This window comes from Stenotrophomonas sp. PS02289 (assembly GCF_029960115.1).
In the GTDB taxonomy this organism is placed as follows: Bacteria; Pseudomonadota; Gammaproteobacteria; order Xanthomonadales; family Xanthomonadaceae; genus Stenotrophomonas.
In genome coordinates, this window is the sequence record NZ_JASCOZ010000055.1 from 1 (window position 1) to 25,373 (window position 25,373).

25 protein-coding genes are annotated in these 25,373 nt (G+C 62.8%); 17 read left to right on the top strand and 8 right to left on the bottom strand.

What is annotated here, in order from left to right; genetic code table 11:
• Positions 1-68: 68 nt before the first annotated feature.
• The 3 genes from yidC to rpmH are packed head-to-tail and all read right to left on the bottom strand — an operon-like array spanning position 69 to position 2,409.
• Entirely contained in the window at positions 69-1,775 is a 1,707-nt protein-coding gene (yidC, locus tag QMX83_RS09810; RefSeq protein WP_282296439.1) for a membrane protein insertase YidC, read from the bottom strand.
• On the bottom strand, positions 1,775-2,263 hold the full coding sequence (rnpA, locus tag QMX83_RS09815) for a ribonuclease P protein component (RefSeq protein ID WP_282296440.1): 489 nt from the start codon (positions 2,261-2,263) through the stop codon (positions 1,775-1,777). Before rnpA ends, yidC begins: the two co-directional genes overlap by 1 nt.
• Positions 2,264-2,268: 5 nt before the next feature.
• Positions 2,269-2,409 carry a 50S ribosomal protein L34 gene (rpmH, locus tag QMX83_RS09820; RefSeq protein ID WP_006404565.1) on the bottom strand — a complete coding sequence of 47 codons (141 nt, stop codon included), beginning with the start codon at positions 2,407-2,409 and terminating at the stop codon, positions 2,269-2,271.
• A 253-nt stretch (positions 2,410-2,662) separates the two neighbouring features.
• Here rpmH and dnaA point away from each other — a divergent pair, with 253 nt between their 5' ends.
• From dnaA to QMX83_RS09900, 16 genes are all read left to right on the top strand, one after another.
• Complete coding sequence (dnaA, locus tag QMX83_RS09825; protein ID WP_282296441.1) at positions 2,663-3,994, top strand: chromosomal replication initiator protein DnaA; 1,332 nt, start codon at positions 2,663-2,665, stop codon at positions 3,992-3,994.
• Between the two features lie 275 nt (positions 3,995-4,269).
• Positions 4,270-5,370: a DNA polymerase III subunit beta gene (dnaN, locus tag QMX83_RS09830; RefSeq protein WP_125361717.1), complete on the top strand. Its 1,101-nt coding sequence runs from the start codon at positions 4,270-4,272 to the stop codon at positions 5,368-5,370.
• Between the two features lie 712 nt (positions 5,371-6,082).
• Positions 6,083-7,192, top strand: coding sequence for a DNA replication/repair protein RecF (gene recF / locus QMX83_RS09835; RefSeq protein ID WP_282296442.1), 1,110 nt, complete (start codon positions 6,083-6,085; stop codon positions 7,190-7,192).
• Between the two features lie 109 nt (positions 7,193-7,301).
• The gene (gene gyrB / locus QMX83_RS09840; protein ID WP_282296443.1) at positions 7,302-9,761 is read left to right on the top strand and encodes a DNA topoisomerase (ATP-hydrolyzing) subunit B; all 2,460 of its coding nucleotides are present in this window, start codon (positions 7,302-7,304) and stop codon (positions 9,759-9,761) included.
• Positions 9,762-9,832: 71 nt separating this feature from the next.
• The gene (locus tag QMX83_RS09845; protein ID WP_282296444.1) at positions 9,833-10,690 is read left to right on the top strand and encodes a CPBP family intramembrane glutamic endopeptidase; all 858 of its coding nucleotides are present in this window, start codon (positions 9,833-9,835) and stop codon (positions 10,688-10,690) included.
• A gap of 70 nt (positions 10,691-10,760) precedes the next feature.
• Positions 10,761-11,567 (top strand): M48 family metallopeptidase, encoded by an 807-nt coding sequence (locus tag QMX83_RS09850; RefSeq protein WP_282296445.1) that lies wholly within the window; start codon positions 10,761-10,763, stop codon positions 11,565-11,567.
• Between the two features lie 132 nt (positions 11,568-11,699).
• A complete protein-coding gene (locus tag QMX83_RS09855) occupies positions 11,700-12,911 on the top strand; it encodes a tetratricopeptide repeat protein (protein ID WP_282296446.1) in 1,212 nt (403 codons plus the stop codon).
• A 256-nt stretch (positions 12,912-13,167) separates the two neighbouring features.
• On the top strand, positions 13,168-13,725 hold the full coding sequence (locus QMX83_RS09860) for an energy transducer TonB (protein WP_282296459.1): 558 nt from the start codon (positions 13,168-13,170) through the stop codon (positions 13,723-13,725).
• Positions 13,726-13,811: 86 nt separating this feature from the next.
• Positions 13,812-14,573, top strand: coding sequence for a TonB-system energizer ExbB (gene exbB, locus QMX83_RS09865; protein ID WP_282296447.1), 762 nt, complete (start codon positions 13,812-13,814; stop codon positions 14,571-14,573).
• Between the two features lie 57 nt (positions 14,574-14,630).
• Entirely contained in the window at positions 14,631-15,056 is a 426-nt protein-coding gene (locus QMX83_RS09870) for a biopolymer transporter ExbD (protein ID WP_125361987.1), read from the top strand.
• A gap of 3 nt (positions 15,057-15,059) precedes the next feature.
• On the top strand, positions 15,060-15,473 hold the full coding sequence (locus QMX83_RS09875; RefSeq protein ID WP_125361988.1) for a biopolymer transporter ExbD: 414 nt from the start codon (positions 15,060-15,062) through the stop codon (positions 15,471-15,473).
• A 105-nt stretch (positions 15,474-15,578) separates the two neighbouring features.
• The gene (gene cls, locus QMX83_RS09880) at positions 15,579-17,048 is read left to right on the top strand and encodes a cardiolipin synthase (RefSeq protein ID WP_282296448.1); all 1,470 of its coding nucleotides are present in this window, start codon (positions 15,579-15,581) and stop codon (positions 17,046-17,048) included.
• A gap of 66 nt (positions 17,049-17,114) precedes the next feature.
• The gene (locus tag QMX83_RS09885; RefSeq protein ID WP_282296449.1) at positions 17,115-17,381 is read left to right on the top strand and encodes a hypothetical protein; all 267 of its coding nucleotides are present in this window, start codon (positions 17,115-17,117) and stop codon (positions 17,379-17,381) included.
• Entirely contained in the window at positions 17,378-18,121 is a 744-nt protein-coding gene (locus QMX83_RS09890) for a pyridoxine 5'-phosphate synthase (RefSeq protein ID WP_282296450.1), read from the top strand. Before QMX83_RS09885 ends, QMX83_RS09890 begins: the two co-directional genes overlap by 4 nt.
• Before the next feature lie 335 nt (positions 18,122-18,456).
• Positions 18,457-19,548 (top strand): PA0069 family radical SAM protein, encoded by a 1,092-nt coding sequence (locus tag QMX83_RS09895; protein WP_282296451.1) that lies wholly within the window; start codon positions 18,457-18,459, stop codon positions 19,546-19,548.
• A gap of 255 nt (positions 19,549-19,803) precedes the next feature.
• Entirely contained in the window at positions 19,804-20,406 is a 603-nt protein-coding gene (locus QMX83_RS09900) for a hypothetical protein (protein ID WP_282296452.1), read from the top strand.
• Between the two features lie 220 nt (positions 20,407-20,626).
• On the opposite strand, the gene QMX83_RS09905 is transcribed toward QMX83_RS09900, so the two are convergent.
• Positions 20,627-21,166 carry a hypothetical protein gene (locus QMX83_RS09905; RefSeq protein ID WP_282296453.1) on the bottom strand — a complete coding sequence of 180 codons (540 nt, stop codon included), beginning with the start codon at positions 21,164-21,166 and terminating at the stop codon, positions 20,627-20,629.
• A gap of 887 nt (positions 21,167-22,053) precedes the next feature.
• Positions 22,054-22,449, bottom strand: a complete 396-nt coding sequence (locus QMX83_RS09910; RefSeq protein ID WP_282296454.1) for a hypothetical protein — start codon at positions 22,447-22,449, stop codon at positions 22,054-22,056.
• Positions 22,450-22,652: 203 nt separating this feature from the next.
• Between QMX83_RS09910 and QMX83_RS09915 the strand changes: the two genes are divergently transcribed.
• Entirely contained in the window at positions 22,653-23,045 is a 393-nt protein-coding gene (locus QMX83_RS09915; protein ID WP_282296455.1) for a hypothetical protein, read from the top strand.
• A 98-nt stretch (positions 23,046-23,143) separates the two neighbouring features.
• Here QMX83_RS09915 and QMX83_RS09920 read toward each other — a convergent pair whose 3' ends face one another.
• From QMX83_RS09920 to QMX83_RS09930, 3 genes are all read right to left on the bottom strand, one after another.
• Complete coding sequence (locus QMX83_RS09920) at positions 23,144-23,698, bottom strand: hypothetical protein (RefSeq protein WP_282296456.1); 555 nt, start codon at positions 23,696-23,698, stop codon at positions 23,144-23,146.
• Positions 23,699-23,942: 244 nt separating this feature from the next.
• Entirely contained in the window at positions 23,943-24,389 is a 447-nt protein-coding gene (locus tag QMX83_RS09925) for a hypothetical protein (protein WP_282296457.1), read from the bottom strand.
• 256 nt (positions 24,390-24,645) lie between these two features.
• Complete coding sequence (locus QMX83_RS09930) at positions 24,646-24,930, bottom strand: SymE family type I addiction module toxin (RefSeq protein WP_282296458.1); 285 nt, start codon at positions 24,928-24,930, stop codon at positions 24,646-24,648.
• Between the last annotated feature and the right edge of the window lie 443 nt (positions 24,931-25,373).

The window sequence follows — 25,373 nt, forward strand, 5'->3', positions numbered from 1 at the left end:
GGCTTGCCCGGCTGGGGGATCCGTAGGGATCCAGAGGAGCCGGGCAAGCCCGGCTCTACGTGTCCCGGTTACTTCTTCTTCGAGGCCGGGGCGGCGGGGGCCGGCACCGGGTCGCTGCCGTGGCGCTTGGTCATCCACCACTGCTGCAGCAGGCCCAGGCCGCCGTTGACCACCCAGTACAGAACCAGGCCGGACGGCATGAAGGCCATCATGACGCCGAAGATCAGCGGCATCATCTGCATCATCTTGGCCTGCATCGGGTCCATGCCCGGCGCCGGGGTCAGCTTCTGCGTGGCCCACATCACCACCATGTTGATGATCGGCAGGATGAAGTACGGGTCGCGCGCGGTCAGATCCTGGATCCAGCCCAGCCACGGGGCCTGACGCAGTTCCACCGACTCCACCAGCACCCAGTACAGGGCGAAGAAGATCGGCATCTGGATGAGGATCGGCAAGCAGCCGCCCATCGGATTGATCTTCTCTTTCTTGTACAGCTCCATCATCGCGGTCTGGAACTTCTGGCGATCATCGCCGTAGCGTTCCTTCAGCTGCTGGATGCGCGGCTGGAAGCGACGCATCTTGGCACCGCTCTTGTACTGCACGGCCGACAGCGGGTACAGCACCAGCTTCAGCAGCACCACCAGGCCGACAATCGCCCAGCCCCAGTTGTTGACGACCTTGTGGACCTGGTTCAAGACCCAGAACAGGCCCTGGCCGATCACCGCCATCAGCGAGAAGCGGCTGTAGTCGACCACGCGGTCCAGGCCCGGCACGTCTTCCTTGGCGATCTGGTTGACCAGTTTCGGGCCGACCCACAGACGCGCTTCGGTGCTCACCTGCTGGCCCGGGGCCACGGTGAAGGCCGGGCCGGTGGCCTGGATCTGGTCGCGACCGTCATGCTGGGACAGCGCGTAGTTTGCGGCCTGGTCGGCCTGCGGAATCCACGCGGTGAAGAAGTGGTGCTGCAGCATGGCGATCCAGCCACCGGTGACCTGCTGGTTCACCGCGCCGTCGTCCATGTAGTCCTTGAACGCGCGACGCTGGTACTTCTTCTCGTTGTCGTACCAGGTCGCACCGTTGAAGCTGAACGAGTCCGGGTTGGTCATGCTGCGCGACAGGATGGTCGGCGTGCGGTCCAGGGTACGGAACACGTAGCCGTTCCACGGGGTGGTACCGGCGTTGATCACTTCGTCCTTCACGTTGACCGCGTACTCATTGCGGCTGACGGTGAAGGTGCGGCGGATGGTGACGCCGTTCGGGCCTTCCCAGATGAAGGGAATCTGCAGCTCGTTCTGGCCCTTGGCCAGCACGAAGTCCTTGGCATCACCGACCAGGCGGAAACCATTGGCTTCCGGCACCGGCATGCTCTTGTCCTGGCTGGTCCAGCCGCTGATGGCGCGGTACGGGTGGGTCGGCTCTTCGGTCAGCAGGCGGACCGGCGGGCTGCCTTCGTCCTTGGTCTGCGGGAACTGCAGCAGCTCGGCATCCAGCACGTTGCCGCCGTCCAGCACCAGACGCAGCACGTCGGTGGTGACGGTGACGCGCGGGGCGCCGGCCGAGGCCTGGGCGGTCGCGGTTGCCGCCGGGGCACTGCCCGGGGCCTGCGGCACGTTGGCGCTGGGCACGCTGCCCGCCGGACCCGGCACGGTGCCCTGGGTCTGGGTGGCAACCGGGGTGGTCGGAGCCGGCGGTGCCTTGTCGCGCCCCCACTCGATCCACAGCAGAACGGCCACCATCAGCCAGGCAACAATCAGGAAAACGCGGGTCTGGTTCATCAGCGTGCAGGCTCTGCTGGACCGGCATCGGGTGCCGGTTCGGACAAGGAAGGGGCAACGCCCCCGGGCGGCGGCATTGTGCCGTCCGCGCCCGGCATCGGCAATGCGCCAAGGCGGCGCAACAGGCGTTCAAAGGCCTGGCGAAGGGTAGCGTTGTTGGCAGTACGGGCGGCGCTGCGCGCCACCACGACGAAATCGCCGGATTTCATGCACGGTCGCAGGTGGCGTGTGGCATCGCGCAACACACGCTTGATCCGGTTGCGACCCACGGCATGGGGGTCGACTTTGCGCGACACCGCCAGACCCAACCGGGCCGGCTTGTCGCCTTGGCACCAGTGGATGGTCATGAGGGGATCGGACACACGGCGGGCGCCGTTGAAAACCGTTGTATATTCGGCACGCGTACGAACCCGCGCAGAGCGAGGAAATCGCTTGCGCGGGTCGGAACTGCTCACAGTCAGGATTGCGTCTGCCGCGGAGTGCGGCATTGCAATCAAGCGCTCAGGACTTTGCGGCCCTTGGCGCGGCGACGCGACAGGATCTTGCGGCCGTCAGCGGTCTTCATACGGGCACGGAAGCCATGGTCGCGCTTACGCTTGAGGTTGCTGGGTTGGAAAGTGCGCTTGGTGGCCATGCTGGGCCTCTGTAAGAAGGGGACGGAAAGAACCGGAAATTCTATAGACCTGATTGGGGTGCCGTCAAGTCCATGTCACTACGGGATTTCACTGGCCTGTGCAATAGCTGTGGATGTTTTTGTGAATAAGTGTGGGACAAGCATTCCCGGACCCCCGCGTCGGTGGTAGTCTGCGCCATCCATTTCTTCCCCTTCCGGCCTGTGGCGCGGCGGCTTCGTGCGCCCATCCACTGGCCCCAGACGAAAATTGCCGATGGATGCCTGGTCTCACTGTCTCGAACGTCTTGAAGCGGAGTTTCCGCCGGAGGACGTTCACACCTGGTTGAAGCCGCTGCAGGCTGATCTGCGCGCCGACAGCCTGGTGCTGTATGCGCCCAATGCCTTCATCGTGGACCAGGTCCGCGAGCTGTACCTGGCCCGGATCCGCGAATTGCTGATGCATTTCGCCGGTTTCCGCGAGGTATTTCTTGAAATCGGCTCGCGTCCGCGCGCCGTCGAGGCGCAGATTGCGCCGGTTGCGACGCCCGCCGCCACGGTGGCGGTCGAGCCGATGGTGCCGTTTGCCGGCAATCTCGATTCGCACTACACCTTTGCCAACTTCGTCGAAGGCCGCAGCAACCAGCTGGGTCTGGCCGCCGCCTTCCAGGCGGCGCAGAAGCCGGGCGACCGCGCGCACAATCCGCTGCTGCTGTACGGGGGCACCGGCCTGGGCAAGACCCACCTGATGTTCGCCGCCGGCAATGCCATGCGTCAGGCCAACCCGGGCGCCAAGGTGCTGTACCTGCGTTCGGAGCAGTTCTTCAGCGCCATGATCCGGGCGCTGCAGGAAAAGACCATGGACCAGTTCAAGCGCCAGTTCCAGCAGGTGGACGCGCTGCTGATCGACGACATCCAGTTCTTTGCCGGCAAAGACCGCACCCAGGAAGAGTTCTTCCACACCTTCAACGCATTGTTCGACGGCAAGCAACAGATCATCCTGACCTGTGACCGCTACCCGCGTGAAGTGGAAGGGCTGGAAGCGCGGCTGAAGTCGCGCCTGGCGTGGGGCCTGTCGGTGGCGATCGAGCCGCCGGACTTTGAAACCCGCGCCGCGATCGTGCTGGCCAAGGCCCGCGAACGCGGTGCTGAGATTCCGGACGATGTGGCGTTTCTGATTGCCAAGAAGATGCGCTCCAACGTGCGCGACCTCGAAGGTGCGCTCAATACCCTGACCGCCCGCGCCAATTTCACCGGCCGCGCGATCACCACTGACTTCGCCCAGGAAACCCTGCGCGACCTGCTGCGTGCCCAGCAGCAGGCGATCAGCATTCCCAACATCCAGAAGACCGTGGCCGACTACTACGGGCTGCAGATCAAAGACCTGCTGTCCAAGCGTCGGACCCGATCGCTGGCCCGTCCCCGCCAGGTCGCCATGGCCCTGACCAAGGAGCTGACCGAGCACAGCCTGCCCGAGATCGGCGATGCCTTTGCCGGCCGTGACCACACCACCGTGCTGCATGCCTGCCGGCAGATCCGCACGCTGATGGAGACCGACGGCAAGCTGCGTGAGGACTGGGACAAGCTGATCCGGAAGTTGAGCGAATGATGCAGGAGCGCGACCTTCGCGTCATCGCATAAAACGGTGCAGAATCCGGTAGCAAGCGCGGGAAAGGGTGTGGATAAAAACGCGGGGAATTTTCGTCGTAAAGTTATCCACAGCATTCCCCACCCCTTGGGGGCTGGTAATACAGAGGGTTTCGAGGTCTAAAAAGCCTTGAATTACAAAGACTTAACTGTGTTTTCCAGCAAATCTGGCTCTACCAGCACCACCAAGCTTTTGATTTATTCCACATTTTTTAAAGCATAGGGGCACGGAACCACATGCGTTTCACACTGCAGCGCGAAGCCTTTCTCAAGCCGTTGGCACAAGTCGTCAACGTGGTCGAACGCCGCCAGACCCTGCCGGTTCTGGCCAACTTCCTGGTACAGGTGAACAAGGGTCAGCTTTCGCTGACCGGCACCGACCTGGAAGTGGAGATGGTGTCGCGGATCGCGGTTGAAGACGCCGAAGACGGCGAAACCACCATTCCGGCACGCAAGCTCTTCGAGATCATCCGCGCCCTGCCCGACGGCAGCCGGATCACCGTCTCGCAGAGCGGTGACAAGATCACCGTGCAGGCCGGCCGCAGTCGCTTCACCCTGGCCACCCTGCCCGCCAACGACTTCCCGTCGGTTGACGAAGTGGAAGCCACCGAGCGCGTGGCGATCGGCGAAGCGACCCTGAAGGAGCTGATCGAGCGCACTGCGTTCGCCATGGCCCAGCAGGACGTGCGCTACTACCTCAACGGTCTGCTGTTCGACCTGCGTGGTGATGCCCTGCGCACCGTGGCCACTGACGGCCACCGCCTGGCACTGTGTGAAACCGACCTGGAGAAGGCCAGCGGCGCCAAGCGCCAGATCATCGTGCCGCGCAAGGGCGTGACCGAGCTGCAGCGCCTGCTGGAAAGCGGCGAGCGCGAGATCGAGCTGGAAGTGGGCCGCAGCCACGTGCGCGTGAAGCGCGACGATGTGACCTTCACCTCCAAGCTGATCGACGGCCGCTTCCCGGATTACGAGGCGGTGATTCCGATTGGCGCCGACCGCGAAGTGAAGGTGGACCGCGAAGCCCTGCGTGCCTCGCTGCAGCGCGCTGCGATTCTGTCGAACGAGAAGTACCGCGGTATCCGCGTGGAAGTGTCGCCGGGTAACCTGAAGATCAGCGCGCACAACCCCGAGCAGGAAGAAGCCCAGGAAGAGATCGAAGCCGATACCACGGTCAGCGATCTGGCCATTGGCTTCAACGTGAACTACCTGCTGGACGCCCTGTCTGCCCTGCGCGATGAGCACGTGGTGATCCAGCTCCGCGATTCGAACTCCTCGGCGCTGGTGCGTGAAGCCAGCAGCGAGAAGTCGCGTCACGTGGTGATGCCGCTGCGTCTCTGACCTGCGTCATGCCAGGTTCCACGTGGAACCAAGCGGAATCAGAAACCCGGCCAAGCGCCGGGTTTCTTTTTGCATGTTCCACGTGGAGCACGGCGTGGCACTTCACGCGCGTCTACTCTTCAGGCGCCCAGCTCCCACGGTGACGATTTGTACAACCGAGACGGTCGTCCTATTGCCCGTCCCAAGCTTTAAATCTGTATATAAATCTAAAGCTATGTGGTGATGGTAGAGCCAGATTTGGTTGAAAAGTAGATTATCTGTTTGAATTTAAAAGAGATTACACCCCTGAAACCCCCTGTAAAAAGGCCCCTGGGGGTGGGGGTGAAGCTGTGGATATGTTTTCCAGCCTCGAAAAGTCGCTTTTTTATCCACAGCCTGCCCCCGGCTTGCAAAGAGCTCATACAGGCTCGCTGTGGACAACCGGCGCCCGCCTGAAGAGGTCGGTTTGAGGTCCGGATTCAACTGGGGTTCGAGCCGTCCGGGAAAGGCGCAGATTCTTTGAAATCTGCAGGGCAGAGACCCTGGGCACGCGTCAGATTTCAAAGAATTCGCGCCCAATTTTTGGGACTCCACGGTGCGGTTGCAGGGACAGCCACGCAGGGCGTGGCTCTACGGGGAATGTGGGATGCCGCAGAACCAGACGCGCGTGGCGCGTCAGTACGGGGAATGTGGGATGCAGTAAGCTGGTCGACTGATCCCCTGCTCTTCCCGCATGTACATCCGCCGGCTTTCCCTGCACAACGTCCGCCGCTTCGACCACGTGGAACTGGCGCCCCAGCCGGGTATCAATCTGATTACCGGTGATAACGGTGCCGGCAAGACCAGCGTGCTGGAGGCATTGCACCTGATGGCCTATGGCCGCAGCTTCCGTGGTCGTGTGCGGGACGGCCTGGTGCGACAGGGGCAGGACGCGGTTGATGTGTTTGTGGAATGGGACGAACGCCGCGCCGGTGCCGAGCAGCCCACGCGGCGCAAGGCCGGCCTGCATCACACCGGGCAGGACTGGAAAGGACGCTTGGACGGGGAGGACGTCGCCCAACTCGGCAACCTGTGCGCTGCGCTGGCCGTAGTGACCTTCGAGCCGGGCAGCCACGCGCTGGTCAGTGGCGGGGGCGAACCCCGGCGCCGGTTCCTGGATTGGGGGTTGTTCCACGTGGAACCTGACTTCCTTTCCCTCTGGCGCCGTTACTCCAGGGCTTTGAAGCAACGCAACGCGCTGCTCAAACAGGGTGGACATCCACAGGCGCTGGATGCCTGGGATAGGGAGCTTGCCGAAGCCGGCGAGCCGCTTACCGCCCGACGCCAGCATTACCTGGAACGGCTGCAGGACCGCACCGTGGAACTCGCACGGGATCTGGCTCCAAACCTGCAGATCCAGACCCTGACCCTGAGCCCCGGCTGGCGCAAGCATGAAGTATCGCTGGCCGATGCCTTGTTGCTGGCGCGGGAGCGTGACCGCCAGCAGGGCTACACCTCGGTGGGTCCACACCGGGCCGACTGGAGCGTTGGTTTTGCGGAGATTCCGGGCCGCGATGCCCTTTCGCGTGGGCAGGCCAAGCTCACCGCGCTGACCTGTCTGCTGGCACAGGCGGAGGACTATGCCGAGCAGCGTGGCGAATGGCCGGTGATTGCCCTGGACGACCTGGCCTCGGAGCTCGACCGCACCCATCAGGCCCGGGTACTGCAGCGCCTGGGCAGCGGACCCGCGCAGATCTTCATCACTGCCACAGAGACCCCGGCAGCGCTGGCCGATGCAACCCACATCACTCGGTTCCACGTGGAACATGGGCAACTCAACCCAGGTCCCGCCGCTGTGCCATAGTGCCAGCGGGGGCCACCCTGCCCGGCTGGTATAATTTCCCCCTGCAATCCCTTATTCCTCGGAGCCCCGCCCTGGCGGTGCCCGACCTGCGGAGCCTACGGCAAGCGCAATGACTGACGAACAGAACACCCCGGCAAACAACGGCAATTACGACGCCAACAGCATCACCGCCCTGGAAGGCCTGGAAGCGGTGCGCAAGCGTCCCGGCATGTACATCGGTGACGTGCATGACGGCACCGGTCTGCACCACATGGTGTTCGAGGTGGTCGACAACTCCATCGACGAAGCCCTCGCCGGCCACGCCGACCACGTTGCGGTCACCATCCATGCCGACGGTTCGGTTTCTGTGTCCGACAACGGCCGCGGTATCCCCACCGGCAAGCACGCGCAGATGAGCACCAAGCTCGGCCGCGAAGTCTCCGCTGCCGAAGTGGTCATGACCGTGCTGCACGCCGGCGGCAAGTTCGACGACAACAGCTACAAGGTCTCCGGCGGTCTGCACGGCGTAGGTGTCAGCGTGGTCAACGCGCTGTCGGAAAAGCTGACCCTGGACATCTTCCAGGGCGGCTTCCACTACCACCAGGAATACAGCAACGGTGCCGCGGTCAGCCCGCTGGCGCAGGTTGATGCCAGCAGCAAGCGCGGTACCACCCTGCGCTTCTGGCCGTCGGTGGTCGCGTTCCACGGCAACACCGAATTCCACTACGACATCCTGGCCCGTCGCCTGCGCGAACTCTCGTTCCTCAACTCCGGGGTCAAGATCGTTCTGCAGGATGAGCGCGGCGAAGGCCGTCGCGATGACTTCCACTACGAAGGCGGCATCCGCAGCTTCGTGGAGCATCTGGCCCAGCTGAAGACCCCGCTGCACCCGAATGTCATTTCGGTCACTGGCGAGCACAACGGCATCACCGTGGAAGTGGCGCTGCAGTGGACCGACTCCTACCAGGAGACGATGTACTGCTTCACCAACAACATTCCGCAGAAGGACGGCGGTACCCACCTCGCCGGCTTCCGTGGCGCGCTCACCCGCGTGCTGAACAACTACATCGAACAGAACGGCATCGCCAAGCAGGCCAAGATCAACCTGACCGGCGATGACATGCGCGAAGGCATGATCGCTGTGCTGTCGGTGAAGGTGCCCGATCCCAGCTTCTCCAGCCAGACCAAGGAAAAGCTGGTCAGCTCGGACGTTCGCCCGGCCGTGGAAAACGCCTTCGGCGCCCGCCTGGAAGAGTTCCTCCAGGAAAACCCGAACGAAGCCAAGGCGATTGCCGGCAAGATCGTCGACGCTGCCCGCGCACGCGAAGCGGCGCGCAAGGCACGCGACCTGACCCGCCGCAAGGGTGCGCTGGATATCGCCGGCCTGCCCGGCAAGCTCGCCGACTGCCAGGAAAAAGACCCGGCGCTGTCCGAACTCTTCATCGTCGAGGGTGACTCCGCAGGTGGTTCGGCCAAGCAGGGCCGCAACCGCAAGAACCAGGCGGTGCTGCCGCTGCGCGGCAAGATCCTCAATGTGGAACGTGCCCGCTTCGACCGCATGCTCGCGTCCGACCAAGTCGGCACGCTGATCACCGCGCTGGGCACCGGCATCGGTCGCGATGAGTACAACCCGGACAAGCTGCGTTACCACCGCATCATCATCATGACCGACGCCGACGTCGACGGCGCTCACATCCGCACCCTGCTGCTGACCTTCTTCTACCGGCAGATGCCGGAGCTGATCGAGCGCGGCCACGTCTACATCGGCCTGCCGCCGCTGTACAAGATCAAGCAGGGCAAGCAGGAGCTGTACCTGAAGGACGATCCGGCGCTGGACGCCTACCTGGCCAGCAGCGCGGTGGAAAACGCCGGGCTGATTCCGGCTGAGAACGAACCCGCCATCGAAGGCATCAACCTGGAAAAGCTGCTGCTGAGCTACGCCTCGGCCCAGGAAGCCATCGACCGCAATGCACACCGGTATGACCGTCAGCTGCTCGAGGCGCTGGTCGACTTCACGCCGATGGATCTGGAGCACCTGCGCAACGCCGGCGACAACGAGGGTCTGGCCGCGTTGGCCAAGCGCCTCAACCAGGGCAGCCTGGGCTCGCCGCGCTTCAGCCTGGAACTGCAGGAACCGAACGACCAGCGTCCGGCCGCGGTGCTGGTCACCCGCCGCCACATGGGCGAAGAACTGATTCAGGTCCTGCCGCTGGCCGCCTTTGAAACCGGCGAACTGCGCGCCCTGCACCAGTCCTCGCTGCTGCTGCACGGCCTGGTCCGTGCCGGTGCCAAGATCAGCCGCGGTGCCAAGTCGGCGGAAGTGGAAAGCTTCGCGCAGGCACGCGACTGGTTGCTGGAAGAAGCCAAGAAGGGTCGCCAGATCCAGCGCTTCAAGGGCCTGGGTGAAATGAACCCGGAACAGCTGTGGGACACCACGGTGAATCCGGATACCCGCCGCCTGCTGCAGGTCCGTATTGAAGACGCGGTCGCGGCTGACCAGATCTTCAGCACCCTGATGGGCGACGTGGTCGAACCGCGCCGCGACTTCATCGAAGACAACGCCCTGCGGGTCTCCAATCTGGATATCTGACACAATCGGTCCAATCCGGTCGGTTGCCTGACGCAACCGACCGGATCTCATCTTTTGCTGCCAGGAATTCGATGTCTGCCACTGCCCCGCCAGCGTCAGTGACGCCTCCGTTACCGCCCTCGCTGCCGGGTACGCCGCCGCCCAACACTCCGCCGCGCAAGCCCGGTTCGCCGCTGGCCGGCTTCTTCATCGACCTGGGCATCGCCATTGCCACCCTGCTGGGACTGAGCATGATCAGCGGCGTGCTGTGGGGGATGTACCGCGCGGTTGAAGTGGTTCGTGATCAGGGTCCGGACGCCGCCGCCGCCGCCATGCAGCAGGTCGGCCAACCCGGGGCACTCGCGCAGATTCTGATGGCACTGTTCGCCACCGGCGGTGCCGCGCTGATCGTGTACTTTCTGCGCCGCAGTGCCACGCCTGCCGAACGCGCGCAATCCTGGCAGGCCGCGCGGCAACCCTCCACCTGGGGCTGGACCCTGCTGGTGGCAGCCTGCGTGGTCGTGGGCAGCAATCTGATTTCGTGGCTGGCCAAGCTGGCCGGCAGCGAGCCGGTGCCCACCAACCTGGCGTTGATGGAACAGTCGCTGGCGCACTTCCCGTGGTTTCTGGCGCTGTTCGCGATCGTGCTCGCCCCCGCCTACGAGGAACTGCTGTTCCGCCGTGTCCTGTTCGGACGCCTCTGGCAGGCCGGTCGGCCGTGGCTGGGCCTGCTGCTGAGCAGTCTGGCATTCGCGCTGATCCACGAAGTCCCCGGCACCAGCGACAACGGCCCGCTCGAGATCGCCCAGTTGTGGCTGGTGTACGGCGGCATGGGCGCCGCATTCGCCTGGTTGTACCAGCGCACCGGCACCCTGTGGGCCCCGATTGCGGCGCACGCCCTGAACAACGCCATCGCGCTCGCGGCGCTGGTGTTCTTCGGCATGCACTGAACCGCCGGGTTTGACAAAAATTTACGACCAACAGCGCAACACTGCGCACATGAACACGGGAGCGTCCGCCATGAAACCGTTGCTGCTGGGGTTGGCCACCACCCTGCTGGTAAGCGCCTGCGCCACCACCACCTCGCCCACCGGGCGCCGCCAGATGGTGGGCGGTGTTTCCCAGGCCCAGCTGGACCAGCTCGGCGCCCAGGCCTTCGCGGAAACCAAGCAGAAGGAAAAGCTCAGCACCGACGGCAAGCAGAACGCCTACGTGCAGTGCGTGGTCAACGCACTCGTCGCGCAGCTGCCCGCTCAGTACCGTGGTGTACGGTGGGAGGCAGCGGTGTTCGTCAACAACGAACCCAATGCCTTTGCGTTGCCCGGCGGCAAGGTCGGGGTAAACACCGGCATCCTCAGCGTCGCCAAGAACCAGGATCAGCTGGCGGCGGTGATCGGGCATGAGATCGGCCACGTGATCGCGCGTCACCACGAAGAACGCCTGACCCGCCAGATGGGCGCGCAGACGGGCGTGGCCGTGCTCGGTGCCCTGGCCGGTGCCGCATACGGCGAAGGCGCAGCCAGCACGGTCAACCAGCTCGGCGGTGCCGGGGCCCAGGCGGCGTTCCTGCTGCCCGGCTCGCGCACCCAGGAAAGCGAGGCCGACGTGGTGGGCCAGCGGCTCATGGCTGAAGCGGGTTTTGATCCCGCCCAGGCAGTGAATCTGTGGCAGAACATGATGGCCGCCGGGGGCTCGCGCTCCCCGCAATGGCTGTCGACCCACCCGGACCCGGCCAACCGCATCCGCGAGCTGCAACGCGATGCACCGACCCTGAACGGGGTGTTCCAGCAGGCCCAGGCCGCCGGCCGGAAACCGCGCTGTGGGTAGTTCGACCAATGGATGCTGTGCCGCAGCATCGGAAACGGTTTTTCACGCCACCAGTTTCTGATACGTTTGGCGGCTCAGATTTTTCTGACAGTCCGTTTTGATGCCGCCGCGGCGGTTTGATCGAGGTGAATGATGATCTTCAGCAACCACAAGCAAGCCGTGCTTACCGTCCTCATCGCGACCGCGCTGGGCGGTGTGATGATTACCGACGCCGTGGCGCAGTCCCGCAGCTCCGACCGCAGCAATGCCGATCGCCGTGGCAGCAAGCAGTCGACGGCCAAGGCCGAGGTGATGTTCCCGGAAGCGACCCGCGAGGAACCGAACCTGAAGTCTTCGCCGAAGCTGAGCAAGCAGCTTCAGAAGATGATTGACAGCTACAACGACCAGAAGTTCCCGGAAACGCGCGCCGCCGCTGACGAGATCCTGGCCAACTCCGCTGCCAACAACTACGACAAGTCGCTGGCTGCCCAGCTGGCCTCGCAGGCTGCTTACAACCTCGACGACAGCGCCGCTGCCATCAAGTACCTCGACCAGGTGCTGCAGTTCAACGGTCTGGACAACAACGGCCACTACCAGTCGCTGCTGATGAAGGCACAGCTGCAGATCCAGGAAGACCAGACCGCTGCCGGCCTGGCCACGCTGGACCAGTACTTCGCCGAAACCAAGTCGGCCAAGCCGGAAGAACTGATCATCAAGGGCCAGGCGCTGTATCAGCTGGAGCGCTACGCTGAAGCGATCCCGGTGCTGAAGCAGGCCATCGCCGCCTCGCCCGCCCCGAAGGACAACTGGAACCAGCTGCTGATGGCGGCCTACTCCGAAGCCGGCCAGTCCGGTGAAGCGGTGAAGGAAGCCGAAGCCATTGCCGCCCGCACCCCGGACGACAAGAAGGCCCAGATGAACCTGGCCAGCATGTACATGCAGGCCGACCAGATGGGCAAGGCAGCCGACGTCATGGGCAAGCTGTACGCCTCCGGCAAGCTGACCGACGAGCGCGAGTACAAGCAGCTCTACTCGATCTATGCCAACACCGAAGGCAAGGAACAGGACGTCATCAAGGTCATCAACGATGGCATGAGCAAGGGCATCCTCAAGCAGGATGACTACCAGGCCCAGCTGGCCCTGGCCCAGGCGTACTACTACTCCGAGCCGGCGCAGACGGAGAAGGCAATTGAAGCGTGGCAGAAGGCCGCCCCGCTCTCCAAGGACGGTGAAACCTACTTGAACCTGGCACGCGTTTTGCATGCTGAAGGTCGCACTTCGGAGGCCAAGGCGGCCGCCCAGCAGGCGCTGGCGAAGGGTGTGAAGAACCAGGCCGATGCCAAGAAAATCATCAACCTGAAGTAAGTAGGAATAACGCCTGAACGCCTGTCGCGTTAATGCGCAGGCGCTCAGGATTGGTATAAGCTTGGAGGTTCCTGCGGTGTCATGCACCGCTGATCATGGGCTACCTGTCCCCAGGTACCCGGCCCCACTAATGAGCTCTTGGCGCATGACGGAACAACTTGTCGTTCACAGGTACGAACAAAGCGATGACACCGGCCTCAGCTGGCCGCGCATCGTGGGTATCGCTTTTGTAATTGCACTGCATCTCGCCGCTTTCATGATGCTGCTCATTCCCGCCGTGGCCCCCAAGGCTGCTGCCGAGAAGGAGCGCAACGTGATGGTGACCCTGGTGGACGCTCCGCCGCCGCCGCCCCCGCCGCCGCCGCCGCCGCCGCCGGATGAAACGCCGCCGCCGCCGGTGAAGAACCTGTCGCCGCCGAAGCCGTCGCCGGTGCCGCCGCCGCCGCAGGCTCCTGTGGTAGACGTGCCGGAACCGCGTCCGAACGACATCGTGACGCCGCCGTCGCCGCCGACCCCGCCGCAGCCGCCGAGCTCGATCGAGGCCAGCGTCGACATCTCGTCCAAGAACATGAATCCCCCGCGTTACCCGCCGGCCGCATTCCGCGCAGGTATCCAGGGTGAAGTCATCCTGATCATTGATGTCGATGCCAATGGCAACGTCACCAATGTCACGGTCGAAAAGTCCAGCCGTAACCGTGACCTCGACCGCGCCGCGATGGAAGCCGCACGCAAGTGGAGCTTCCGCGCAGCGGAGTCGGGCGGCAAGAAGGTCGCAGGTCGCGTTCGCGTACCGGTCAACTTTGCGCTGAACTGACAGTGGCCGGTGGCCCGCCGGCCACCGCCTTGCCAGCTCTTCTTTAGCACCACCATTCATCACCACACACAACAAAGGTAAGCGTCATGCTGCAGGAACTTTTCATCGCCGCTGCTGCCGGGGGCAACCCGTCCAATGCCCTGTCGCAGATGGGCTTCGAGCATCTGATCCACGAAATGACCACCAAGCCGGGTGACTTCGCCGTCTCCTGGGTCGTGCTTCTGACCCTGGTGATCATGTCGGCCATGTCCTGGTACTGGACCGTCATCAACATCTTCCGCGCTACCCGCCTGAAGAGCGCTGCTGACCGCGTCGTCAGCCAGTTCTGGGATACCCCGAACGCGCAGGACGCCATCCGCGCCATGGAAGAACAGCCGGCTTCCGAGCCGTTCTCCAAGATCGCTCTGGACGCTGCCCAGGCAGCTGCCCACCACCAGCGCGCCGAAGGCGGTGCCACCGGTGGCCTGGGTGAAAACCTGAGCCGTTCGGAGTTCGTCGACCGCGCCCTGCGTCAGGCCGTGACCCGCGAAAGCAACAAGCTGCAGTCGGGCATGACCCTGCTGGCCACCGTCGGTGCAACCGCTCCGTTCGTCGGTCTGCTCGGTACCGTGTGGGGCATCTACGGCGCGCTGATCAAGATCGGTGCTACCGGTTCCGCCTCGATCGACGCCGTTGCCGGCCCGGTGGGTGAAGCGCTGATCATGACCGCTATCGGTCTGTTCGTCGCAATCCCGGCCGTGTTCGCCTTCAACTTCTTCAGCAAGATCAACAGCGCCACGATCAGCAAGTTCGATACGTTCGCTCACGACCTGCACGACTTCTTCGCCACCGGTTCGCGCGTCCGCTAATTGCGACGCGCTGTACCCGGGAAGAATGTAGTCAACACGATCTAGACGGAGCCCGTTATGGCTTTCAGTAGTGGAAACAGCGGCGGCCCCATGGCCGACATCAACGTGACGCCCCTCGTGGACGTCATGCTGGTGCTGCTGATCATCTTCATCATCACGGCGCCCCTGATGTCCCACAAGGTCAAGGTGGATCTGCCGGAGGCCAACCTGGTTCAGAACCCGGAAGCCGCCGAAGACCGCAAGGGCCCGATCACCCTGGCAGTCAAGGAAGACGGTTCGATCTACTGGAACGACGAGGAAATCGACAAGGGGACGCTCGAGTCCCGCTTGGCGACCGCCGCCCAGCAGACCCCCCAGCCCCCGCTCAACCTGCGTGGCGACCGCACCACCAAGATGCGTGTCATCAACGAGCTGACCAAGGTTGCGCAGGAACAGGGCATGCTTGACGTTGGCTTCGTGGCCACCAAAGAGAAGGGGCAGTAAGCCATGGCATTCAGTTCTGGTGGTGGCAAGGGCCCCATGGCAGACATCAACGTCACGCCCCTCGTGGACGTGATGCTGGTGCTGCTGATCATCTTCATCGTGACCGCGCCGATCATGACGTACCCGATCGCCGTGGATCTGCCGCAGCGCGTTCTCAACCCACCACCGGTGACGGTTGAGCCGCCGCCGCCGATCGAGTTGCGTGTGGACGCCAGCAACCAGGTGTTCTGGAACAACAGCCCGGTGGCAGTGGGCGAACTCCAGCAGCGCATGGAGCAGGAAGTTCAGCGCGATCCGACCAACCAGCCTGAGCTGCGCATCGACGCCAGCCCGGACTCGGAGTACGACGTGATGGCCAAGATTCTGGCCGCCGCGAAGAACGCGCAGATGAAGAAGATCGGGTTCCAGCAGCAGTAATACGCAAGACCCAAGTCATGACGCGACTGGAAAACGCCCCTGGAAACAGGGGCGTTTTTTTTGGTGTGCAGGCGCCGGACACCCATGTCCGGCTATGATCCGCGCATGCTTGCCACCTACCCTGCCCTCGCCGATTGGCTGCACTGGCTCGACGCCATCCCACACCTGCGGCCGATGATGATCGCCGCCTATGTGGTGTATCTGCTGTGGTTGATCGGCTGGATCATGCTGCAGAAGCGCGAGCCGGTGGCAACGTTGAGTTGGATTCTTTCGCTGGCTGCGCTGCCTTACATCGGGTTGCTCATTTACTACGTGCTTGGCCCACAGAAGGTAAAGCGGCAGCGCCTGCGTCGTGGTCGTGCGCGGTCTGGCATGGAGCATTACAGCAGCGTGTGCCCGCCCGATGCGGACTGCACCGAGCTGGTGAAGATTGCGCAGTCCACCACAGGGTTGGCGCCGAGCTCGGCGACCGAAGTGGAGTGGCTGGTGGACGGTGCGGCAACCTATGCCGCACTGATTGCAGCCATTGGCCAGGCGCGCGATCACGTGCACCTGGAGTACTACATCTTCAATCCAGATCATGCCGGTACTGCGCTGCGTGATGCCTTGGTCGAACGCGCACGCAATGGAGTACGTGTTCGTTTGCTGCTGGACGCGGTGGGTTCCTCGTCCATCCGCAAATCATTCCTGGCACCCTTGCTGGAAGCCGGCGGCGAAGTCGCCTGGTTCCATCCGCGCCAGCTGCTAAAGCCCTTCAAGCGCCCGTGGTTGAACATGCGCACCCACCGCAAGCTGGTAGTGATCGACGGGCGCACCGCGTTCACCGGTGGCATCAACATCACCGACGAGGAAGACGAGACGCAGCGCCCCGACGCCTACCGCGATCTGCACATGCGGCTGGAAGGTCACGTCGTGCGCAGCCTGCAACTGGTGTTCGCCGAAGACTGGATGTACGCCACCGGGCAGGAACCACAGAAGCTCGAGATGGCCAGGCTGTGGCCCAACGACATGGCGCAGCGCAAGGACGGCAGCATCGCCACCCAGGTGCTGGTCTCCGGCCCGGATTCTGCCTGGGAAGCCATCCACCGACTGCAGGTCGCCGCCATCCACGAAGCCAGGGAACGGGTCTGGCTGGTGACCCCCTACTTCGTGCCTGGCGAGGCCGCCCGCATGGCGCTTACCTCCGCCGCGCTCGGCGGGCTGGATGTGCGTTTGCTGGTGCCCAAGATGAGCGACTCCTGGTTCGTCACCCAGGCCGCGCGCTCGTACTTCGACGAGCTGCTCAATGCTGGGGTCAAGATCTACGAATACGGCCCCCGCATGCTGCACACCAAGGCTTTCATCGCCGACGACGACGTCTGCATTGTCGGCAGCGCCAACTTCGACCACCGCAGTTTCCGGCTCAATTTCGAGCTGTCGATGATGATCACCGACGCCCCCACCGTGAGCGCGCTGGAAACCATCCTCGCCGCCGAGTTCGCCGCCGCCACCCCGGTGCAGAACGAGCGCAAGCGCTCGCTGTGGCTGCATCGCGTGCCCGAGGCGTTCGCCCGGCTGGCCTCGCCGCTGCTGTAACCGCTGCCACGTGGAACCCCGCCCCGCCCCGGCGCTACACTGCGCGGGTCAACGGGGAGAATGACAATGTACTGGTTGTTTCTGCTGCTTTCGCTGGGCTGTTTTGCCTTCGCCATGAAGACCCCCTCCACCGGCATGATGATGCTGTGGCTGGGCGGTGCCCTGCTGTTCCTGCTGGCCTGGATCCGCGGCCGCTACGTGGCCACGTTTGGGGACGGGCAGCGTGACATGACCACCTTCATCGACCCCGCCGAACTGCGTCGGCTGCGCGAACAGGCCCAGGCCCGCCGCGATGCCGAGCGCAGCCCGGACGACCTGCCTCCGAGCCCATGACTTACCTAAGCGTCAACGTGAACAAGATCGCCGTCCTGCGCAACTCGCGCGGCGGCACCGACCCGGACGTGGTGCAGGCCGCCACCGCCTGCCTGGACGCCGGCGCACATGGCATCACCGTGCACCCGCGCCCGGACCGCCGGCACATCCGGGCCGAAGACGTGTTCGCCTTGAGTACGCTGACCCGCGCCCGCGGCGTGGAATTCAACATTGAAGGCAACCCGTTCGCGCCGCCGCGCGAGGGCTATCCCGGTCTGCTGCCGCTGTGCCAGCAGACCCGCCCCGCCCAGGCCACCCTGGTGCCGGATGGCGACGGCCAGCTGACCTCCGACCACGGCTTTGATTTCGGCCGCGATGGCGAACGGCTGCGCCCGCTGATCGCCGCGCTGAAGTCGTACGGCTGCCGTGTCAGCCTGTTCGTGGACGCCGGCAACCCCGACCTCGCCCAGGCCGCTGCCCTCGGCGCCGACCGCGTGGAGCTGTACACCGGGCCGTATGCCGAAGCGCACGCCGCCGGCGATGCCACCGTGCAGCTGGCATTGTTCGCCGATGCCGCCCGCCGCGCCCAGGCCGCCGGGCTGGGCGTGAATGCCGGTCATGATCTTTCCCAGGAGAACCTGCGCGATTTTCTGCAGGCCGTGCCAGACGTGCTGGAAGTCTCCATCGGCCACGCCTTGATCGGCGAAGCCCTGTATGACGGCCTCAATGCCACGGTAAAGGGGTACCTGCGCCTGCTGTGACCCCCGGTGACGCGCATGGCGCGTCACTACACGGCGACCGCCCCGTAATGACGCGCCCTGCCTGGCTTCGCGGTGCCTTGCCGCGCTCGCGGTAACAACTGACCTACCAAATGTCCCAGTAGAGCCGGGCTTGCCCGGCTGCTCTCCGCGACCACCTGTGGATAACCCTGGGCGCCAATCCTCCACACATCGCCCCAAACCCCCTATTCACAACACTTTCACTACCAAAACGCCCTGTGGTTAGTAATACTACTAACCATGCAAACCCCCGCCGCCAACAACGATCCCACGCCCCGATCTCAAACCGCGAGACACCCCGCGGCTAGGCTCTAACCATGGGAATCGCAATCAAGGGCCGAGGCTCCACCACCCACCTGGCCGGCCGCTTCGAGGTCACCACCAGCGAAGCCGTGGACGACGGCTGGGACACCGAGGAAGGCGAAGAATTCGCCGCCCCGCGCCTGCGCACGGAAGTGCGCGCTGAAACCGCGCGCAGCATCATCAGCCGCAACAAATCCCCCGACGTCGGCTTCAGCCAATCGGTAAACCCGTACCGCGGCTGCGAACACGGCTGCTCGTACTGTTTCGCCCGCCCCAGCCACGCCTACCTCAACCTCTCCCCCGGCTTGGACTTTGAAACCAAGCTGTTCGCCAAGACCAACGCACCGCAGTTATTACGCAAGGAACTCTCGCGTCCCGGTTACGTGCCGCAGCCGATTGCGCTGGGCATCAACACCGACGCCTACCAGCCGATCGAACGCAAGCTCAAACTCACCCGGCAGCTGATTGAGGTGATGCTGGAAACCCAGCACCCGTTCTCGCTCATCACCAAGAACGCGCTGGTGGAGCGCGACATCGATCTGCTCGCACCGTTGGCAGAACAGAAGCTGGTGAGCGTGCACTTCTCGGTGACCTCGCTCGATCCGCATCTCTCGGCCAAACTCGAGCCACGAGCATCCGCGCCGCACGCACGACTGCGCGCGATGCGTCGCCTGCACGATGCTGGAATTCCTGTGGGCGTGATGGTGGCTCCAGTGATCCCCTGGATCAACGACTCGGAACTCGAAGCCGTGCTGGAAGCCTCGCGTGATGCAGGTGCCAGCAGTGCTGGTTACGTGCTTCTGCGCCTGCCGATGGAAGTGGCCCCGTTGTTCCGCGACTGGCTGGACACGCATCACCCGGATCGCGCCGCGCATGTGATGAGCACGATTCAACAGCTGCGTGGTGGAAAGGATTACACCAGTGAGTTCGGTACGCGCATGCGTGGCGAAGGGGTGTATGCGGACCTGCTGTCGAACCGGTTCAAGCTGGCGAGGAAGCGCTTGGGGTTTGACGGCCAGCATAGCCATTGGCCGAAGCTGGACTGCGGCAAGTTCGTACGGCCATTGCCACCGATGGAAGACTCACCGCAGGGGTCGCTGTTCTAGCCAGAAACTGCGCATGACCCATGACGTCGCGGCGAAGCACACGCCAGACCGGAAATGATCGCGCGGAAATACCTGCACGGAAACGCATGCGCGGCAATGCTCTGGTAGGGTCGCACGACAGTCGACCGCCGATAGCAACCCAACACGCGGTTGCGGCATGACCTGAAGCGAAGCTCGCATCCAACGCGGAGTACGCACGTCTATAATCGTCGAAGCCCTTCCAAAGGGCCCCTACTCACCACGTGGAGAAATGGAATGTCGTCCACCCGTACCCTCGCACTGAGCCTGCTGACCCTGTACCTGCTTGCCGGCTGGGGTGCAGCGCAGGCCCCGGTCGACGCCAGCGCAGATACCACTGCCACGGAAGAAGCAGCCGATGACGCAGAATCCACCCCCGAGCCGCAGGTGGCGTTCCTGATCAGCGACTGCACCCAGGCAGTCGCCGTGGCCGGTGACCTCATCACCGGCATGGACCCGCTGGTGCGTGCTCCTGAAGAACTCCGCATGGACCCGAAGGACCCGGATGCCAAGCTCTCCTGCGGCTGGTGGGACCCGGTCACCCAGCGCTCCTTCACCATCGAACTCAGCCGCAGCGCGAACGCCAACGCAGACCACATGGACGCCATGGGTTCAGCGGGCTACACCGTCGTCGACGTGCCCGCCGTCACTCGTAACAACGGCGGTGTCGCCTACCAGAAGCTGGACGAGAACGGGCAGACTCACTTCAACTACCAGGTTCACCTGCCGGGGACCCTGGTCATGCTGGTTTGGCAGATGAGCGACAAGGGCACCGGCAAGTCTGGCACGCTGGACGCGACGCGCAGCGAGAAGATCGTTAACCAGTTGGTTGCGCTGTAGTTCCGACAAGCATGCACAGACCCTTGCCAACAACGGAGAATCCGTCGGCGGCGGTGCTGTTCCAAGCGTGGGAACCCAGGTAGGGTCGCACGATAGTCGACCGCCGATAACTACTCAACAATCGGTTGAGGCATGACCTCAAACGAAGCAGGCACCAAACGACGATCCAAGGCTCTGCGCCTCAGCGACGCAAACCCATCAGCGAGGTCTTCCTACCTGCTTAGTCCGTTGAGTAACCCAGACCATCAATCCTCAAGAACCTCCCGCAACTCCGATGCGTCCGCCCATCCCACGAGTGCGCGGACGCCAGCGAGAAGCTCTTCCTGCAATGCGGGCAGCGCACAATTCCGTCCACAACTTTCGTCACCGTCAGCACTTCATGCATGACAAACTGGGCACGTGACTCGCGCCACCGAGCCAAAGCCCGTGCCTGAAGCGCAGGAATATCAGTCTCCACTTCCTGAAAGCACTCATAGGCAGCGCCTTCGATGTCTTCAATGCGGTTGCCTTCCTCATCGTGAACCACGAACCTCTGCTGCCAGCTGTTACCGACTCCCGCGCAGCCCTCCAGCCCGAGCAGCAGGGTGTAGAGAAGATCGGTCGTCGCGACATTGAGCAGGTGCCACAACTGGTTCACTTGCTCTTCGCTCAGTTGCATGCCTTGCAGCAGTTGTCCTGTAGCTCCACTACCAGCGAACATGGAAACCAGCTGGTCGTCTCTCTCTTCCTTCCAGCTGCTGACGAACTCTGAAGCATCCATTTGGGTGGGCAAACTCGGTAGAAGTGCAATGTCAGGATACGAGTTCTCACGGCGCTGCGGAAGCGCCAACCAGGACTGCAAGCACGATGGAGCCGCATGCGGCGATGGCCGGCGATCGGCTAAAGTAGCCAGAAGACTGGTTCAGCATCACTCCCTGTCATCGTCCCCCCAATAGTTGGAGAAGGGATATGCCCTTGATCGCCAAAGCGTGTCCCACGTGTGGTTCACCGGGGCAGAAGTTTCCCGTACGAAAGTCACTGAAGCGCGCCATCCGTACGAGATGCGCCAACTGCGGAACAAGGATCGAATCAGAGGTTGGTAAGGGAAATTACACCCTCTTCTTCATCTACCTGCACTTGGTCATCCCCCCGCTTGGGGCCCTCGCCATCATTGGGATCCTCACGGCCAATTGGCAGTGGACCAGTTCAGCGGTTCTACTTGCCACGCTCTTGGGATATCTGCCAGGCATTGTTCTGCACATGCTCAACCAGAACGTCCGCAATGTTGAGAGCAAATAAGACAAATAGGTCATTTGGCAGTGGCGATGTTTAACCACGACGACAGAGTTCGAGTCTCCGACGACGCAGAACAACACCTACGTCCTGGAAGCCAGGCGCGGGTGATCGGGGTCTTCCTCGATCGTCCTTTGGGAAGATTCTTTGAGAACTTCCCTGATGGAGTCATCTACACGATTGAGTACGAAGATGGTCAAGCGGCGGATGTGCATGAGAGCCAGCTTGTAGCCCTCTGATTTGAGATCAACCGTACCCGCGAATTGCGACCGGACCACGAAGCATTCGGCCTTCGCCGCGCTGATGATTGATATCGGCGGTCAACTGGCGTCGACCCTACCGATGCGGGGCTACGTAATGACCCACCGGTACTCGTCAGTCGCGCCGCCACCTGACGTACATGTCGCCGTCCACAAACCCAAGCCCCACGCCCTGTCGACTGCGCAGAACCGACGACATGGAGCCGTTCGCGATGTAATCATCGATCCACTGGGTCAACGTACTGAGCCAAGCCTGCCAATCGTCTCCCGCAACCGAGAACGGAACCTCGAAAATCGCCTCGCCCGTTGAGAAAGTTTCGGCACCCGGCCAGTAGTACGTTCCTGGGCTATCGCCCGGATCAAAGGTTTCGTTGCCGACCAACTGCACGTGAACCGAATCTCTACCTTCATACAGGTTGAAGTGAAATGCTTCGGTGTTCTCAGGTATGGCTTGCGAAAGCGCAGCGTCAATCCAATAGTAGAAGCTTGTCCTTGTCGAAGTCCAGTTCACGTAGATTTCCGAATGTAGGGAGAGCGGCCGGCGCGATCGGAGCCGAAGCGGTTATGCGGCGCAGGCTCTGGCAAAGGATGCAGGATCTACATCGGCAGATGTTCGTCCCCCTGGATGATAGCGAAGATCGCGGGCCGGTGTTAACGTCCGCTTCGGACCCAAAGCGGACATTGCTTGTCCGCACCGCGAACCGGAGAAAGCGTATGCGCTCCTTGGCCATAATTCCGTTGCTCCTTGTTTCGGCGCATGCCACTTCCGCCGAAGTCATCTCAGCCGTGCCCGACAGATTCGTTGGAGAATGGAATGCGTCGCTCGCAGACTGTGGAACGGCCAACAACGACTCGCGGCTCGTGATCACAAAGGATCACATCACCTATTGGGAGAGTGATGGGCCGGTCAAGGCAGTTGTATCAGAAGGGCGGTACGAGATAGCCCTGATCCTGCATCTCTCTGGAGAGGGCGAGACGTGGATCGCCACGGAACACTTTAAGCTCTCCCAAGACGGCAAGGAGCTGACCACGGTCAACCTTCCTGGAGATGGGTTCGTACGTCGCAGATGCCCAAAACGCTACGCAGGAAAAGATGGCAGCTTATGAGTGAAAGCGGACATCCGTGATAAGCCGTCTACTCCGGCGAAAAGCAGTGCAAGAAATCTCCTGTTATGAAGGCGAGCTTTCAGTGGAGCAAAGCGGCCTCAGGGTCCGAAGCCGACAGCCATCGCCACAATCCGCTTGCCTCGAGAATAGAAGCATATGCTTGAACCACTGTCGGCATAGCCGCATACGCTCTCGACATCCAACCTGCCAAGCTTTTCGCGAGAGCTGTGGGTTTGGCCGTAGTCCTCCGCAGCAGCCTTTCCCTTGGCTTCAGGATCTCCGATCACTACACCCTTGAGATTCAGGCCCTTCAGACTCTCTGTCTCCTTGACCGATTGCGGTCCTGTTGCGATCGCAGAAACGCGAATCTCGTCGACCGTACGCACGGTCGCTGCAATATCTGGATTGGAAGAGATCACGACCTCCAAGGCCGTGGATGGATCCCAGTATCTACGGCGAATCAAACCGACGTCATCAACGGAGCTCTCTCCTTCGCCGTAGCGACGCAGGATGTCCGTCTCGTCATACACACGAGGTAGGTAAGCGCCGTCGTGGAACACCTTTGATACAAGATCTGCGTCGGCTCTTGCGGCGTGAGTTGTTGCAGCCGCTATCGATCCCAACACCAACAGTGTCAACTTGGTCATGCTCATGAACCTAACCAACCTTTGGAAGAATGGGAGCACCACGGGGCGCTGCTAGCGCCGTCGCCGATAGGGTATCGGCTTACTGGGGTCTTTCGGCGTCGAGTCACCGACCTGCGGTATTGGCGGGTGATGCCTCAAGGTGGGTCCGCGCGAGTGCGGGCGTGGGCTCGGTGGGAATTCGGCCTTCGCCGCGCTGATGATGCTTATCGGTGGTCGACTGGCGTGCGACCCTACCGGTCAGACCTCGCTGCTACTTTATCGTGGGAGGGTCGGGGTGGTAGTGGTGGATGTCTTTGCCGTCGTATGTGCAGCTGAACTCATTGACGCTGACGGTTCCGTTGAGGATCGATATTGCTTCGGTGGAAAGCTCATGACACTGACGCTCTGATGCGGCACCCGACTTGTCGGGAACGGCGTCTCGACCAAGGTCGATGAGTAACGTCCGCTCGTTCACGGACAAGTGGGTCGCAATCACGATGTTCGTCTGACCTGGCAGCTTGGGCTGCCCATCCGCAGCGCGCTGCAGTTTCGCGTTTAGCAGCCTCTCAACCTGTTCCCGCTCGGAGGCTTCCATCTGTGAGGCAGGCTTTCCTGCTGCGTTGGGTACCTGCGAGAGCGCGGTGTCTGCAGTGCAGAGTGCGGCGATTGAAAGAGACAGCAGGATCGCGCCTGATGTGGGTGTTCCATTGGCTCGCATGCTTCATCTTCCTTTGATGATTCACCGGTGGATTGCGGTACGGGGCGATGCTAGGTCCAGTATAGGTGTGATGTTTGAAGATAGGTCCGCGCGAGTGCTGGCGTGGGCTCGGTGGGAACTTGGCCTTCGCCGCGCTGATGATTGATATCGGCGGTCGACTGGCGTGCGACCCTACCGAAGCGGGTTTACGTGCGCGGTTGGATCCCGATTCGGCCGGCCTTGGGCCGGCCGTTCTGGTTCCGTCGCAACTGGGCGCTTAGCTGCGGCCTACCTCAGTGAAGCGCACGATGGCGGCGTCCGGGTCTGGGTACGGTGTGGCGAGTGTGATGGTGATTTCGCCCGGGGTGCAGTCGGCGCGGATCTGTTCGCCGGGTTCAAAGCCCAGGCGAGCCAACCAGTGGCCGCGCAGGTAGATGGAAGGCGTTGCCGCTTCCTGTTCCTGCAGGTCCGTTGGAACTGAGTGGACGTTGGGGAAGTGCCGCGTGCTGGGACGGACGGTGCTGGGTACTGCTTCCTGCGGCTGATCGAATTGCTGATGCATGTGATGACTCCGGCTGGAAGGAACACCCTCGCCGCAAAGGCGAGGGGAAGTCGGGAGGTCAAAACCGCGCTAGGCAGACGGCGGGCGTATTCCCACATGAGGGTGTTGTATTAGCCACCCTCCCGACGTGGGACCTTCAACAGTTTCGCCTAGCGGGAGTTTTGAGCTCCACGGCCCCACCATGCGGTTGCGGCATCAGTGCGCAAAGCGATTTGTTTTGATTGGCTTTTTACGACACGGCGGGCGCGAGGCGGGCGTGTCGGGATTGGACCGGAAATGCCGGATTTGCGGCGATTAAGCGTGATCTGGTGCGCGGTTTTGGCATCCAATGTGCGGTTTGACGCGTATGGCGCGGACAAATTCGATTTGTCGCGAAGAGCCAATCGTGCGTTAGGCGAGCACGGTAGCGCCGGCCGTTGGCCGGCCCAGGCGGTGTCGAGGGC